This is a genomic window from Aurantimonas sp. 22II-16-19i, assembly GCF_002088275.1.
GTDB lineage: Bacteria > Pseudomonadota > Alphaproteobacteria > Rhizobiales > Rhizobiaceae > Jiella.
This window is the reverse complement of the sequence record NZ_AQQS01000015.1, coordinates 57,489-71,219: the sequence shown is the minus strand read 5'-3', so window position 1 is coordinate 71,219 and position 13,731 is coordinate 57,489. Positions and strand designations below refer to the sequence as shown.

Here is a 13,731-nt window from a genome sequence, read left to right as displayed (position 1 = left end):
CGCGACCGGGTGCCGCGCGACCGGGGAACGGAAGCGATCGGCCCTTGCCGCGAACGGCCAAGCCGCCCTTGCGGCTTCCGTCATCGTTTGCGAGTGCTATAGCAAGGCTTTGACGCGCGAGCGAGACCGATCTGCCGATGAACCGCCGCAATTTCATGGATCTCGCCCTGAAACAGGCCGAACGCGCGGCGGACCGCGGCGAGGTTCCGGTCGGTGCGGTGATCACGATGGAGGACCGGGTGATCGCCGCGGCGGGCAACGAGACGCTGCTGCGCTCCGATCCGACCGCCCATGCCGAGATCGTGGCGATCCGCCTCGCCTGCGCGGCGCTGGGATCGCAGCGCCTGACCGGCTGCGACCTGCATGTGACCCTGGAGCCCTGCGCCATGTGCGCGGCGGCGATCTCCTTCGCCCGCATCCGCCGGCTGTATTTCGGCGCCGGAGACGAAAAAGGCGGCGCCGTCGAACACGGGCCGCGCTTTTATTCGCAGGCGATCTGCCATCACGCGCCGGAGGTCTATTCCGGCATCGCCGAGACGGCGAGCGCGGCGCTGCTCAGGCGCTTCTTCGGCGAGCGGCGCTGACCGCCCCACCGAAGCGGCGTTCGGCGTCAGGCCAGGCCCGGGCCGGCCGGAGACGCGGTCAGAACGGCAGCAGTTCGCCGATCTTGTCGAGGACGCCGGGGCCGTTGCCGCGCAGGCGCCGCGCCTTGGTCTCCTCGTCCTCGCCGGGATCGCCGACCGGCGCGCTGGCGGCCGGCTCGCGATAGGTCAGCGGCGGTTCGGAGAGGTAGCGGCGCTGGGTCGGGCTGCCCTGGTTGCGCTCCTTCAGCCGTGCCTGGAGCAGTTCCGAGCGGCTCTTCAGCTCGGCGGGCGAGAGGACGCCGGCTTCGTCGGAATTCTTGTTGAACGCATAGCCGCTGCCGCTGGTGCGATCGAGATAGCCCTGCGTGACGCCTTCCTTGCTACTGGTGGCGAACTCCGCCGGCAGCGGTCCGTCGCCCTGATAGGCGGCAGCCTGGATGCGCTTGGAGCGCTCCTCGGGCGATTCCGGCCAGTTGGGATCGCCCGTCGTGTTGCGGGCGACCTGGGGCGCCGGCAGCACCGAGGTGTTCTCCGGCTTCACCAGTTCCTGGCGCGGCGTGTAGGCGATGCCCTTCTTCTCCTCGCTATCGCCGAGCGAGACGAAGTTGTTCATGTCGTCGAAGAGCGTCTCGCCCTGCGACTTGCCGGTTCCGTAGGTCGGGCCGAGGCAGCCGCCGAGCGACAGACATCCCATGACCAGTACGGCGGCGATGACCACCTTGCGGGCGGTGTTCGGCATCATGGCGATACGTCCCCCTCATGCGGGCAGCGGGGCCGAAACCGACCGTGCCGCCCCGAGCCCCTCGAGATAACAGGCGGAGATCGCCCCGGCTTGCCAACCGATCGTCTCCGCGCGGGTCCGGCGCGGCGACGATCATTCGTCGCCTCGGCCGGGCGGCCGGATCGCTCCCCTCAGAACGGACCGGCCCCATGTCGCATAGGCGGAACGCGGCCAAAGGCCAAGTCCGTTTCTGCAACATCGACCTGACTGGCACGGGAATCCGGCGAATTCCGGGCGTACCGTAGCGGAACGGAACGAATTTCGCCGAAACATCGCTCTAAGCGCCGGCCCGGCGCATTGCGGGCAGGCGCGCACCGGGCGGAGCCCGGCGCCGGCTCAGGCCGGAAGACGGCCCGCAGCCTTCAGCTCCCTGAGCGCCGCGGCATCGCGCGCCGAGACGTCGGGATAGTCCGGATCGGAGCCGACATCCCCGGTGATCTTCCAGGAGCGGGCGCATTTCAGCCCCTCCGCCCTGGCGAAGACGACGGCGACGCCCGGCGTGTCGGACAGAGCGAAGGCGCCGTCCGGCGCCGCATCGCCGGAGATCTCGATGCCGGAGGTGATGCAGATCTCGGCGAAGTCGGAGCCGGCGACCAGCGTCCGCGTCGCTTCATCGGCGACGTGCACCGTCGGCCAGGCTTCCAGCGACGAGCCGATCACCTTGTCGCGGCGCTTCTCCTCGAGCGCCCCCATGACGACGCGGCGGACCCGGCGGATCGCCTGCCAGCGGGCCGCCAGCGCCTCGTCGCGCCACACCGGGTCGACAATGCGGAACTGTTCGAGATGCACCGACACGGCCTCCGGATGACGCTGCAGCCACGCCTCCTCCATGGTGAAGGGCAGCATCGGCGCGAGCCATGTGACGAGGTGGTCGAAGAGAGTCCGGACCACCTGCAGCGACGCCTTGCGCTTCACCGACGAGAGCGGATCGCAATAGAGCGCGTCCTTGCGCACGTCGAAATAGAAGGCGGAGAGCTCGACGACGACGAAGTCGGTGAGCGCGCGGGCGATGCGCTTGAAGTCGAAGGCGTCGTAGCCCTTGCGCACGACGTCGTCCAACTCGGCGATCCGGTGCAGCATCAGCCGTTCGAGCTCGGGCATCTCGGCGTAAGGCACCGTTTCGCCCTCGTCATGGGCGAGGGTGCCGAGCATCCAGCGGATGGTGTTGCGCAGCTTGCGATACGAGTCGACATTGGTCTGCAGGATCGTCTTGCCGAGGCGCAGATCCTCCGAATAGTCGGAACTGACCACCCAGAGGCGGAGAATGTCGGCGCCGGACTGCTTGATCACCTCCTGGGGGGTGACGACGTTGCCGAGCGACTTCGACATCTTGCGCCCCTCCTCGTCCATGACGAAGCCATGGGTGAGGACGGCGTCGTAGGGCGCCCGGCCGCGCGTGCCGCAGCTTTCCAGAAGCGAGGAATGGAACCAGCCGCGATGCTGGTCGGAGCCCTCGAGATAGAGATCCGCCGGCCATTTCAGGTCCGGGCGCTTCTCCAGGCAGAAGGCGTGGGTCGAGCCGGAATCGAACCAGACGTCGAGAATGTCGCGGACCATGGTCCACTTTTCCCCGTCGTGCTCGTTGCCGAGGAAGCGCTCCCTGGCGCCGGCCGCGAACCAGGCGTCGGCGCCCTCCTCGCGGAAAGCTCCAAGGATGCGCTCGTTGACCGCCTCGTCCTTGAGGACGTTGCCGTCTTCGTCGACGAAGACGCAGATCGGCACGCCCCAGGCGCGCTGGCGGGACAAGACCCAGTCGGGGCGATCGGCGATCATGCCGCGCAGCCGGTTCTGGCCGGAGGCGGGAACGAAGCGGGTGTCGTCGATCGCCTGGAGGGCGCGGGAGCGGAGGGTGTCTTCGGCCGGCGGCTGCGAGCCGCCCTCCAGCCCATACCCGCCCAGATCCCGGTCCATATGGACGAACCACTGGGGCGTGTTGCGGAAGATCACCGGCTTCTTGGAGCGCCAGGAGTGGGGATAGGAGTGCTTCAGCCGGCCGCGGGCCAGCAGGTTCCCGGCGGCGATGAGCGCGGCGATGACACGGGCGTTGGCGTCGCCCTTCTTGCCCTTGTCGTCGATGACCCGGGCCGGCCCCTCGGGCGCATCAGGCCCGAAGCCCGGCGCGTCCTTCGTATAGAAGCCGTCGTCGTCGACGGTGAAGGGGATGGCGGTATCGATGCGGCGCGCTTCGAGATCGCGGCGCATCTCCATCCAGGCATCGAAATCCTCGCGGCCGTGGCCGGGGGCGGTGTGGACGAAGCCGGTGCCGGCATCGTCGGTGACGTGGTCGCCGGCGATGAGGGGGACGGGGAAGGTGTAGCCGAGATGTTTGAGCGGGTGGTCGGCGAGGAGTCCGTGGAGATCGGCAGCCGAGACGTCGGCAACCTTGCGCCATCCGCCTTCCGGCACGCGCGCCTTGGCGAAGACGTCCGCCGCCAGGGCATCGGCAAGAACGAGCTTGTCGCCCGGCTTGGCCCAGCGGGGGTTTTCGGCGTCTTCCGGCGCCGTCACTTCATAAAGGCCGTAGGCGATGCGGTCGGAAAACGCCACGGCCCGGTTGCCCGGCATCGTCCAGGGGGTGGTCGTCCAGATGACGATGGAAGCGTTGCTGAGTTTGGCTTGGGCTTCGCTGCGCCCCCTCGTCGGACCGCCATTCGGACCGCTTGATGTCAGCGACGACGCCGTCTGAACCGGAAACTTCACCCAGACCGTATCCGACTCGTAGTCGTGATATTCGACCTCCGCCTCCGCCAGCGCCGTCTTCTCGACCACCGACCACATGATCGGCTTGGAGCCGCGATAGAGCTGGCCGGACATGGCGAACTTCAGGAGTTCGCCGGCGATCACCGACTCGGCGGCAAAATCCATCGTCAGATAGGGGTTCCTGAAATCGCCCTCGACGCCGAGGCGGCGGAACTCCTCGGTCTGGACGCCCACCCAGTGAGCGGCGAACTCGCGGCATTCCTGGCGGAACTCGTTGACCTCGATCTCGTCCTTGTTCTTGCCCTTGGCGCGGTAGGCCTCCTCGATCTTCCATTCGATCGGCAGGCCGTGGCAGTCCCAGCCGGGCACGTAGTTGGCGTCGTAGCCGCGCATCTGGAAGGAGCGGTTGATGACGTCCTTGAGGATCTTGTTCAGCGCATGGCCGATGTGGAGATTGCCGTTGGCATAAGGCGGGCCGTCGTGGAGGACGTATTTCGGCCGGCCTTGCGACGCCTGGCGCAGCTTGCCGTAGAGATCCATCCGGTCCCACTTCGCCAGCCATTCCGGCTCGGCCTTGGGCAGGCCGGCGCGCATCGGGAACTCGGTCTGCGGCAGGAACAGCGTCCTGGCGTAGTCGGTGCCCTCACCGGTCGCAGGAGCCTCGGTCGTCTTCGTCTCGTCGGTCATGATGTGGGTCAACCCTTGGGCGGCCGCGAAGGATCGAGCGGCGGCGGGAGGAAATTCGGCGGTGACAAGCGACGCTTCCCGGTCCCTCCGCGAGCCGGTCAGGCTGGCCGGAAGGCCGGGCGGCTAATTCGAGAGCCGATCGGGAATGCGCGCCGTGCAAACATGTGGCCGGCTTTAGCAACTTCGGGCGGCGATGAAAAGAATAGGGTCGGGCCAAACGAATCTGCCGATCCTGGCCCTCGGAGGGGACGATCCTTCCCCTAGCTTGATCAGCAACCCTTGTTCGGCGCCTGGAGAATGGGAAAACCACCATCTTCCTGCGCCGCCTGCCGGAGGCGGAAGACCATGCCGGCCCTGTTTCGATTTCTCGTTCGTCACGCCATCATCGGCTTTTCGGGGGCTGCCTTTCTCGTCGCCGCGCTGATCGCGACGGATACGGCCGGTTTCGGCCGGGTGATCAGGCAGTCCGACAGCGGACTTCTCGCCGCCTGCCTCGTCGTCTATTTCCTTGGCCTGACCTTTGCCAGCGTCCAGATCGGCATCGCGCTGATGACGGGCCAGGCGACCCCCGACGACGACAGACCGTTCAGAACGCGATCGCCCGGTCGAGATCGCCGAGGCTGGTGGCGGTAGCCAGCATCGCCCGGGCGTCGTCCGAATCCCGGTCCATCTGGGCGATCAGCGCCTCGGCGCCGTCGAACTTTTCCTCGCCGCGCAGGAAGCCGAAGATCGAGATGGCGATCGTCTCGCCATAGAGATCGCCGGAAAAGTCGAAGAGGAAGGTCTCGAACAGCGCCGCGCCGTTGTCGAAGGTGGGGCGGCGGCCGAAGCTCGCGACGCCGTCGTGCAGCGTGCCGTCGGCGCGGCGCAGGCGGACGGCGTAGATGCCGAATTTCAGCATCGTCTCGGGCATCAGGAGGATGTTCGCCGTCGGATAGCCGAGCGTGCGGCCGAGGCGCTGGCCCTCCTGCACCGAGCCGCCGATGGTCCAGCGATAGCCGAGGAGTTCGGCCGCGCGGGCCGCCTTTCCGGCTTCCAGAAGCGCGCGGATGCGGCTCGAGGAGATCGTCTCCCCGGCCGCGTCCTGCAGCGCCGGCACGAGGGTCGCGCCGAAACCGTGGCGCTCGCCGGCCGCAATCAGGGTCTGCGGCGTGCCGGCGCGCCGCGCGCCGTAGTGGAAGTCGAAGCCGGCGACGACATGGGCCGCCTTCAGCCGCTCGACGAGAATGGTCCTGACGAAGGCTTCCGGCTCGATCCCGGCGAAGTCCTTGTCGAAGCCCTGCTCGACCACGGCGTCGAAGCCGAGGGCGCCGAGCAGCTTCGCGCGGATCGGCGCCGACGTCAGCCGCGGCACCGGCCGTTCGGGATGAAAGACGGTGCGCGGATGCGGCTCGAAGGTCAGGCAGATCAGCGGCCGGCCCTCGGCCCGGGCGATCTCGCGGGCGGTGCCGAGCACCGCCTGGTGGCCGCGATGGACGCCGTCGAAATTGCCGATCGCGACGACACCGCCGCGGATCGCTTCCGGCGGCGCCTCGCCGCCGGACAGCCTGGCGATGGCGGCAGGCGCTGTCATCCGAGCGCCGCCATGAAGCCGTTCGCCGACAGGCCCTTCTCGGCGAGAACCCGGCCGACCGCGGCAGGATCTTCCGGGCGGTCGCCGAAATCCTTGCCGTGGATGCCGCCGGTGATCAGCAGGACGTCGAGGCCGGCGTCGTTGGCGCCGCGAATGTCGGTGGCAAGGCCGTCGCCGATGCCGAGGATGCGCGAGGCGGCGGTGGTTCCGGCGAGGCGATGGGCCTCGGCATAGATCGGCGGATAGGGCTTGCCGGCCATCGAGACCGTGCCGCCGGCCTCCTCATAGGCCCTGGCGACGGCGCCGGCGCAATAGACCAGCTTCTCGCCGCGATGGACGACGATGTCGGGATTGGCGCAGATCATCGGCAGGTCGTTCCGCCGGAAGGCGGCGATGAGGTCGCGGTAGTCTTCCGGCGTCTCGGTCTCGTCGTCGAAGAGCCCGGTGGCGATGACGGCGCGGGCGCTTCCCGCATCCTGCGTCCGTTCGACCGACAGCCCCTCGAAGAGATCGACGTCGCGCTCCGGCCCGATGTGGAAGACCGGCCCTTCGGCCCTGGCGATCAGCGCGCGGGTGACGTCGCCGGAGGTGACCACATGGTCGTAGGCCTCGCGGGCGATGCCGAAGCTGTCGAGCATCGCGATGACGCCGGCCGCCTTGCGCGGGGCGTTGGTGATGAGGACCACCGTCGCCCCGGCCCGGCGCGCCGCGGCGAGCGCCTGCTCGGCCGCCGGATGCTTGGCGAGACCGTCGTGAACCACGCCCCAGATGTCGCAGAAGATCGCGTCGTAGCCATCCGACACCTCGGCGAGGCGGTCGATCCGGCGCGGCATCGTCACGGAGGGATCCTGCATCAACTGTTCCCGGCGAATTGGCGTTTCGGGCTTGAAACTCTGTGCGTGGCGATAGAGATGGGGGCGCATGCGGTCAAGTTTGCTCGAGGCGCCAAGCGGCTCCGGGCGCATTTTTCCGCCCCGCAAGCGGCGCTCCCGGCCCTGCCGGGCCGGGCGTCGGGCCGGCGCCACCGCGGCCGGCCGCGCCAGCCACCCAGGCCAGCCCCCATGACGGGTGACGAAAAATTTCACCCGCCGGTTCTTGACTAGCCTCCCCCGAAATCACTATCTCACGACTGTTAGCACTCTCCATCGGCGAGTGCTAGAATTGCTCAAGCCGGGTGCCCGGGAGGTGTCCGGCGTTTCGTCCAACGAAGGGTTCAAACGAACATGGCAGCTGTGAACTTCCGTCCCCTGCACGACCGCGTCGTGGTTCGCCGGGTGGAGTCCGAAGCCAAGACCGCTGGCGGCATCATCATCCCCGACACCGCGAAGGAAAAGCCGCAGGAAGGCGAGATCGTCGCCGTCGGCTCCGGCGCGCGTGACGAGTCCGGCAAGGTCGTTCCGCTCGACGTCAAGGCCGGCGACCGCGTCCTCTTCGGCAAGTGGTCCGGCACCGAGGTCAAGCTCAACGGCGAAGACCTCCTGATCATGAAAGAGTCCGACATCATGGGCGTCGTCGCCGCCTAAAGGCGAGACGATCCTTCGGTCTCTTCGATCCACGATACGATGAAACTTCAAACGGCGCCGGCCCTCAAGGGCGCGCCCGGGAGAAAATCAACATGGCAGCTAAAGACGTAAAATTCGGCCGCGACGCTCGTGAGCGGATGCTGCGCGGCGTCGACATCCTCGCCGACGCGGTGAAGGTCACCCTCGGCCCCAAGGGCCGTAACGTCGTCATCGACAAGTCCTTCGGCGCCCCGCGCATCACCAAGGACGGCGTCACCGTCGCCAAGGAAATCGAGCTCGAGGACAAGTTCGAGAACATGGGCGCCCAGATGGTGCGCGAAGTGGCCTCGAAGACCAACGACAAGGCCGGTGACGGCACCACCACCGCGACCGTTCTCGCCCAGGCGATCGTCCGCGAGGGCGCCAAGGCGGTTGCCGCCGGCATGAACCCGATGGACGTCAAGCGCGGCATCGACGCCGCCGTCGCCAAGGTCGTCGAGGCGCTCGGCCAGGCCGCCCGCTCGATCGACACGTCGGACGAAGTCGCCCAGGTCGGCACCATCTCGGCCAATGGCGAGAAGGAAATCGGCGAGATGATCGCCGCCGCCATGCAGAAGGTCGGCAACGAGGGTGTCATCACCGTCGAGGAAGCCAAGACCGCCGAGACCGAGCTCGAAGTCGTCGAAGGCATGCAGTTCGACCGCGGCTACCTGTCGCCCTACTTCGTGACCAACGCCGAGAAGATGGTCGCCGAGCTCGAGGACTGCTACATCCTCCTGCACGAGAAGAAGCTCTCCAACCTCCAGGCGCTGCTGCCGGTTCTCGAGGCTGTCGTCCAGTCGTCGAAGCCGCTGGTCATCATCGCCGAGGACGTCGAGGGCGAGGCTCTCGCCACGCTCGTCGTCAACAAGCTGCGCGGCGGCCTGAAGATCGCTGCCGTCAAGGCGCCGGGCTTCGGCGATCGCCGCAAGGCCATGCTCGAGGACATCGCCATCCTCACCGGTGGTACGGTCATCTCCGAGGACGTCGGCATCAAGCTCGAGAACGTCACCCTCGACATGCTCGGCCGCTCCAAGAAGGTCTCGATCACCAAGGAAAACACCACCATCGTCGATGGCGCCGGTGAGTCCGAGCAGATCAAGGCCCGCGTCGGTCAGATCAAGGCGCAGATCGAGGAGACCACCTCGGACTACGACCGCGAGAAGCTCCAGGAGCGTCTGGCCAAGCTCGCCGGCGGCGTCGCGGTCATCCGCGTCGGCGGTGCGACCGAAGTCGAAGTGAAGGAAAAGAAGGACCGCGTCGACGACGCCCTCAACGCGACCCGTGCGGCCGTCGAAGAAGGCATCGTCCCGGGCGGCGGCGTCGCTCTCCTGCGCGCTTCCAACGCGGTGACCCTCAAGGGCCTCAACTCCGACCAGGACGCCGGCATCGCCATCGTCCGCAAGGCGCTTCAGGCTCCGATCCGTCAGATCGTCCAGAACGCCGGTGCCGAGGGCTCGATCATCGTCGGCAAGATCCTCGAGAACGAGTCCCTGTCGTTCGGCTACAACGCCGCGACGGGCGAGTATGGCGACATGATCCAGATGGGCATCGTCGATCCGGTCAAGGTCGTTCGTTCGGCCCTGCAGGACGCGGCTTCGGTCGCCGGTCTCCTCGTCACCACCGAGGCGATGATCTCGGAAGCGCCAAAGAAGGACTCGGCCGGCGGCGGCATGCCGGGCGGCATGGGCGGCGGCATGGGCGGCATGGGCGGCATGGACTTCTAAGAAGTCCATCGAAGCCGCCCATCCCTTGAGGATGCTGAAACCGGGCAAGCCCGGTTTCAGAGGGCGGCATGGACTTCTAAGTCCAAGCGGCACTCGTCTAAGAAGCAGTCGATCAGGGGCGGTCCTTCGGGGCCGCCCTTTTTGTTGTTCGGGCGTCGGCGGTCATCGCCGCATCGGCGGCCGGCACGCCAACGGCTTCCGCTTCCCTTGCAGCCGCGGCCGGGCAAGGACCGGCCCGCATCGCGCCGATGCCGCGCAAGGCTCGCCGCAAGGCCATGTTAACGGTGTTTGCAGAAATTTCCGGAAAGGACGGGCGACCCCTTGCCCGCTCATGTATAATTCCGGGAATACTTGACTAAAACTTTCACCGGTCGAAGCGATGATCTGGAATCTGCAATATCTGCGTGGCCTGGCGGCGATGATGGTCGTCGTCTTCCACGTGACGGATTCCTCCGGCCGGCTCGGCGAGGCGCTCGTCCTGCCGAATTTCGCCATCGGCCAGGCCGGCGTCGACGTCTTCTTCGTCATCAGCGGCTTCATCATGTGGGTGACGACCGCCACGCGCCCGCAATCGCCCTCCGACTTCTTCTTCAACCGGCTGGAGCGGATCGGGCCGCTCTACTGGATCCTGACCCTCGCATTGACCGCCGCGGCGATCCTGGCGCCGTCGATCCTGCGCTCGACCCAGTTCGACTACGGCCATTTCGCCGGCTCGATGCTGTTCTTCCCGGTGATGCATCCGACCCTCGGCAACTACAATCCGGTGCTGTTCGTCGGCTGGACGCTGAACTACGAGATGAGCTTCTATGTCCTGTTCGCCCTCGCGCTGTTCCTGCCGGAGCGCATGCGCCTGCCGGCGCTGATCGGCGCCATGGTCCTTGCCGTCGTCGCCGGATACCTCTTCGGGGCGACCGGCGTCGCCGGTTTCTACACGCAGCCGATCATCCTGGAATTCGCGCTCGGCATCGTTGCCGGCGTGGTCTATCTGTCCGCGACGACGATCTCGCGCGGCATCGCGCTGACCGTCCTCGCCAGCGGCACGGCGTTTCTGTTCCTCCTGGGAAAGGGGGAACACTCGCTGCTCTTTGCCGGCATTCCGGCCGCCATGGTGGTGTTCGGCGCCGCCATGGCCGAGAAGCAGCGCGCGCCGCTCTTGCGCTCGCAACCGCTCCTGCTGCTCGGAAACGCCTCCTACTCGATCTATCTGAGCCACATCCTGGTCATCCCGATCTGCCAGATCGCGTGGAAGATCATCGGGCTGCCGGTCACCGGCGGCTGGGTGGCAATCTATGTGGTGGGCATGACAAGCGCTTGTGCCATTGCCGGCATCATCACCTATTACGGCCTCGAGAAGCCGCTGCTGGCGCTGATGAAATCCGGGCTGATCCGGCCGGTCAAACCGGCCGCCACGGCCGGCTGAACGCAGCCGCGCCGTCGCCTCGCCGGTTCCGGCCTTCAGAAGAGCTGCGGCCGGATCAGCGGCCGAGATGCCGGAAGGCGGCGACGACCTGCTCGTAGACGCCGCGCTTGAACGGCACGATCTCATCGAGCAGCGCGTCGAACGTCTTCCAGCCCCAGCGGTCGAATTCCGCCGCGTGGCCGCCCGGCGGCGGGTCGATGGCGATCTCGCTCTCCTCGCCCTCGAAGCGGAAGGCGAACCAGCGCTGCTTCTGGCCCCGGTAGCGCCCCTTGAAGGCGACGCCGACGAGATCCGCCGGCAGGTCGTAGGTGATCCAGCCGTCGGTTTCGGCGAGATAGGAGACGGTCTTCATGCCGGTCTCCTCGTAGAGCTCGCGCCGCGCCGCCTGGAGGGCGTCCTCGCCCTCGTCGATGCCGCCCTGGGGCATCTGCCAGAGCTTCTCGGCCCCGCTCATCTCGCCGGCATCCTCGACGAGGCGGCGACCGGCCCAGACGAGGCCCTCGCCATTGATCACCATGATGCCGACGCAGGGCCGGTAGGGCAGCGTTGCGGGGTCGGTTGCGGCCATGGCGTGCTTGCCTCGATGTTTCATAGGATGTCCAATCCCCCCTTCGGGATGTCGGGGAACCCGGTTCAGGCGCCGCGCAGGCTTTTGCGCGCTCCGGTCCCCACGACCGGACGGCGGATCGCCTGTCGCGGCGGCTCCGGCGGAAGCACTAGCCCCGGCGCGCCGACCGGCGCAAGACGTGAGCGATCCCCTGCCTGCGGCAGGGCAGAAATCGGCCATGAGCAAAAACTTGCCAACTCCTTCGCAATTGCGAAATAATCGGTCTCGTCATCAGGGCCGCGCTCGCCTTATCTTGATGGTGACCGAGGAAGATGGAAGCTGCCATGTCTCTGACACCCACGTCTCTGGCGCCGATCCCGCCGCGGAAGGACCCGACGCCGACGCGCCCGAAGCGAATGGGCGCGTTGTCCGTGCTGCCGGTGTTCTTTTCGCTGAAGGGGCGGCCGGTGCTGATGGCCGGTTCGTCTGCGGCAGCGGCGTGGAAGGCCGAGATGCTGGCGGCGGCCGGCGCGGCCGTCGAACTCTACGCGCCCGCCGAGGCGCTCGATCCCGAGATGACGGCGCTGCTCGCCGAGATCGGCACAAGAGGCGCGCCAAGCGCCGGGCAGATCCGGCACCACGACCGCCCCTGGGCGCTCGACCTGTTCGCGGCCGGCGGCGAGCGGCGGCTCGCCCTCGCCATCCTCGACACCGAGAGCGAGGCGGAAGGCCAGGCCTTCGCCTGCGCGGCGCGGGCGGCCTCGGTGCCGGTGAACGTCGTCGACAAGCCGGCCTTCTGCGACTTCGCCTTCGGCTCGATCGTCAACCGCTCGCCGGTGGTGGTGGGGATCTCCACCTTCGGCGCCTCGCCGATCCTCGGCCAGGCGATCCGGCGGCGCATCGAGACGCTGCTGCCCCCGGCATTGTCCGACTGGGCGGGGCTGGCGACCAAGCTGCGCGCCGCGACGATGGAGAAGCTGTCGCCGGGGCTGGAGCGCCGCAGCTTCTGGGAGCGCTTCGCCGACAAGGCCTTTCTCACCCGGGCGCCCGATGCCGGCGACGAAACCGAAGCCGCCCGGCTGATCGAGGCGATCGCGGCGGCGCCGGACGGCGAGACCGCGGCCCCGAAGACCGGCAAGGTGACGCTGGTCGGCGCCGGCCCCGGGGAGGCCGAGCTTCTGACGCTGAAGGCGGTTCGCGCGCTGCAGGCGGCGGACGTGATCCTCTTCGACGACCTCGTCTCCGACGGCGTCCTCGAGCTTGCCCGCCGCGAGGCCAAGCGCATGCTGGTCGGCAAGCGCGCCTCCCGCGAGAGCTGCCGCCAGGAGGACATCAACGCCCTGATGGTCAAGTTCGCCAAGGCCGGCAAGTCGGTGGTGCGGCTGAAATCCGGCGACGTCTCGGTGTTCGGCCGGGCCGGCGAGGAACTGCGCGAGTTGCAGGCCGAGGGCATCCCCGTCTCGATCGTGCCGGGAATCACCGCGGCCTCGGCGCTCGCCGCCGCCTTCAACGTCTCGCTCACCCACCGCGACCACGCCCAGGAACTGCGCTTCGTCACCGGCCATTCGCGCAAGGGCGGCCTGCCGGAGGACATCGACTGGCCGGCGCTGGCAAGGCCCGGCGCGACGACGATCTTCTACATGGGCGGGCGGATGGCCGGACGCATCGCCGAACGGCTGATCCACGAGGGGCTGTCGCGGGCGACCCCGGTCGGCGTCGCCGCCAACCTGTCGCGCGAGGACGAGACGCGGGCCGCCGGCCGGCTGTGCGACCTCGCCGCCATCGTCGCTTCGATCGGCCTCGACCGGCCGATCCTCATCGGCGTCGGGGACGTCTTCGGCGAGGCGGCGGGCATGGCCGAGACCGGCGATGCGGGTGTCGGCGAAGAGGCCGTCGCGGCCGCCTTAGCGGGCTGAGGCGGGGACGGCGGCGGCGGCGCTGGAAGGCTGAGGCGGCGGCGCAGCCGAGGCGCTGCTCTCCTTCGCTTCGAGCTCCACAGATCTGGCGGGGCTCCGGCGGGAAGCCGACCCCCATTGGTGTTTTCGCTAACGGGTTGGCGACGAATATCGACGCATCGTTATCCTCGGGCCCCGTCCCTACAGCATTCCAACATCTCGAAAAGCTATTCCAAGCCAGCGTTTTACGATGGAAAATGAAGATGCCGGGGCGCA

Annotated in this window: 11 protein-coding genes; 6 read left to right on the top strand and 5 right to left on the bottom strand. The window is 67.8% G+C overall.

The genetic code is table 11. The features are described 5' to 3' along the window. The first annotated feature begins 137 nt into the window (after window positions 1–137). Window positions 138–584, top strand: a complete 447-nt coding sequence (locus ATO4_RS13580; protein WP_245308740.1) for a nucleoside deaminase — start codon at window positions 138–140, stop codon at window positions 582–584. 58 nt (window positions 585–642) lie between these two features. Here the strand turns inward: ATO4_RS13580 and ATO4_RS13575 are convergent, their stop codons facing one another. Beyond that, the gene (locus tag ATO4_RS13575) at window positions 643–1,326 is read right to left on the bottom strand and encodes a hypothetical protein (protein ID WP_083592063.1); all 684 of its coding nucleotides are present in this window, start codon (window positions 1,324–1,326) and stop codon (window positions 643–645) included. Between the two features lie 375 nt (window positions 1,327–1,701). Continuing rightward, complete coding sequence (gene ileS, locus ATO4_RS13570) at window positions 1,702–4,752, bottom strand: isoleucine--tRNA ligase (RefSeq protein WP_083592101.1); 3,051 nt, start codon at window positions 4,750–4,752, stop codon at window positions 1,702–1,704. 345 nt (window positions 4,753–5,097) lie between these two features. On the opposite strand from ileS, the gene ATO4_RS13565 reads away from it, so the two are divergent. After that, window positions 5,098–5,385: a hypothetical protein gene (locus ATO4_RS13565; protein ID WP_083592062.1), complete on the top strand. Its 288-nt coding sequence runs from the start codon at window positions 5,098–5,100 to the stop codon at window positions 5,383–5,385. Here the strand turns inward: ATO4_RS13565 and ATO4_RS13560 are convergent. Both ATO4_RS13560 and ATO4_RS13555 read right to left on the bottom strand, forming a co-directional pair. Further along, window positions 5,339–6,325 (bottom strand): bifunctional riboflavin kinase/FAD synthetase, encoded by a 987-nt coding sequence (locus tag ATO4_RS13560; RefSeq protein WP_083592061.1) that lies wholly within the window; start codon window positions 6,323–6,325, stop codon window positions 5,339–5,341. The two genes, ATO4_RS13565 and ATO4_RS13560, sit on opposite strands and share 47 nt — an antisense overlap. Next, window positions 6,322–7,179, bottom strand: a complete 858-nt coding sequence (locus ATO4_RS13555) for a TIGR01459 family HAD-type hydrolase (RefSeq protein WP_083592060.1) — start codon at window positions 7,177–7,179, stop codon at window positions 6,322–6,324. The genes ATO4_RS13560 and ATO4_RS13555 overlap by 4 nt, the downstream gene beginning before the upstream one ends. A 369-nt stretch (window positions 7,180–7,548) precedes the next feature. Between ATO4_RS13555 and groES the strand changes: the two genes are divergently transcribed. From groES to ATO4_RS13540, 3 genes are all read left to right on the top strand, one after another. Then, complete coding sequence (gene groES, locus ATO4_RS13550) at window positions 7,549–7,848, top strand: co-chaperone GroES (RefSeq protein WP_083592059.1); 300 nt, start codon at window positions 7,549–7,551, stop codon at window positions 7,846–7,848. Between the two features lie 92 nt (window positions 7,849–7,940). Further along, a complete protein-coding gene (gene groL, locus ATO4_RS13545) occupies window positions 7,941–9,593 on the top strand; it encodes a chaperonin GroEL (protein ID WP_083592058.1) in 1,653 nt (550 codons plus the stop codon). Between the two features lie 379 nt (window positions 9,594–9,972). Then, the gene (locus ATO4_RS13540; protein ID WP_083592057.1) at window positions 9,973–11,013 is read left to right on the top strand and encodes an acyltransferase; all 1,041 of its coding nucleotides are present in this window, start codon (window positions 9,973–9,975) and stop codon (window positions 11,011–11,013) included. Window positions 11,014–11,068: 55 nt separating this feature from the next. Here ATO4_RS13540 and ATO4_RS13535 read toward each other — a convergent pair whose 3' ends face one another. Beyond that, the gene (locus tag ATO4_RS13535) at window positions 11,069–11,581 is read right to left on the bottom strand and encodes an RNA pyrophosphohydrolase (protein ID WP_139802429.1); all 513 of its coding nucleotides are present in this window, start codon (window positions 11,579–11,581) and stop codon (window positions 11,069–11,071) included. A 395-nt stretch (window positions 11,582–11,976) separates the two neighbouring features. Between ATO4_RS13535 and cysG the strand changes: the two genes are divergently transcribed. Then, entirely contained in the window at window positions 11,977–13,476 is a 1,500-nt protein-coding gene (gene cysG / locus ATO4_RS13530; protein ID WP_083592055.1) for a siroheme synthase CysG, read from the top strand. Window positions 13,477–13,731 lie beyond the last annotated feature (255 nt).

Excerpts from the sequence above, each read along its gene's own strand:
- groES (WP_083592059.1), top strand. The coding sequence starts at position 7,549 with ATGGCAGCTGTGAACTTCCGTCCCCTGCACGACCGCGTCGTGGTTCGC.
- ATO4_RS13535 (WP_139802429.1), bottom strand. The coding sequence starts at position 11,581 with ATGGCCGCAACCGACCCCGCAACGCTGCCCTACCGGCCCTGCGTCGGC.
- ATO4_RS13575 (WP_083592063.1), bottom strand. The coding sequence starts at position 1,326 with ATGATGCCGAACACCGCCCGCAAGGTGGTCATCGCCGCCGTACTGGTC.
- ATO4_RS13580 (WP_245308740.1), top strand. The coding sequence starts at position 138 with ATGAACCGCCGCAATTTCATGGATCTCGCCCTGAAACAGGCCGAACGC.
- ATO4_RS13540 (WP_083592057.1), top strand. The coding sequence starts at position 9,973 with ATGATCTGGAATCTGCAATATCTGCGTGGCCTGGCGGCGATGATGGTC.
- ATO4_RS13560 (WP_083592061.1), bottom strand. The coding sequence starts at position 6,325 with ATGACAGCGCCTGCCGCCATCGCCAGGCTGTCCGGCGGCGAGGCGCCG.
- ileS (WP_083592101.1), bottom strand. The coding sequence starts at position 4,752 with ATGACCGACGAGACGAAGACGACCGAGGCTCCTGCGACCGGTGAGGGC.
- ATO4_RS13565 (WP_083592062.1), top strand. The coding sequence starts at position 5,098 with ATGCCGGCCCTGTTTCGATTTCTCGTTCGTCACGCCATCATCGGCTTT.
- ATO4_RS13555 (WP_083592060.1), bottom strand. The coding sequence starts at position 7,179 with ATGCAGGATCCCTCCGTGACGATGCCGCGCCGGATCGACCGCCTCGCC.
- groL (WP_083592058.1), top strand. The coding sequence starts at position 7,941 with ATGGCAGCTAAAGACGTAAAATTCGGCCGCGACGCTCGTGAGCGGATG.
- cysG (WP_083592055.1), top strand. The coding sequence starts at position 11,977 with ATGGGCGCGTTGTCCGTGCTGCCGGTGTTCTTTTCGCTGAAGGGGCGG.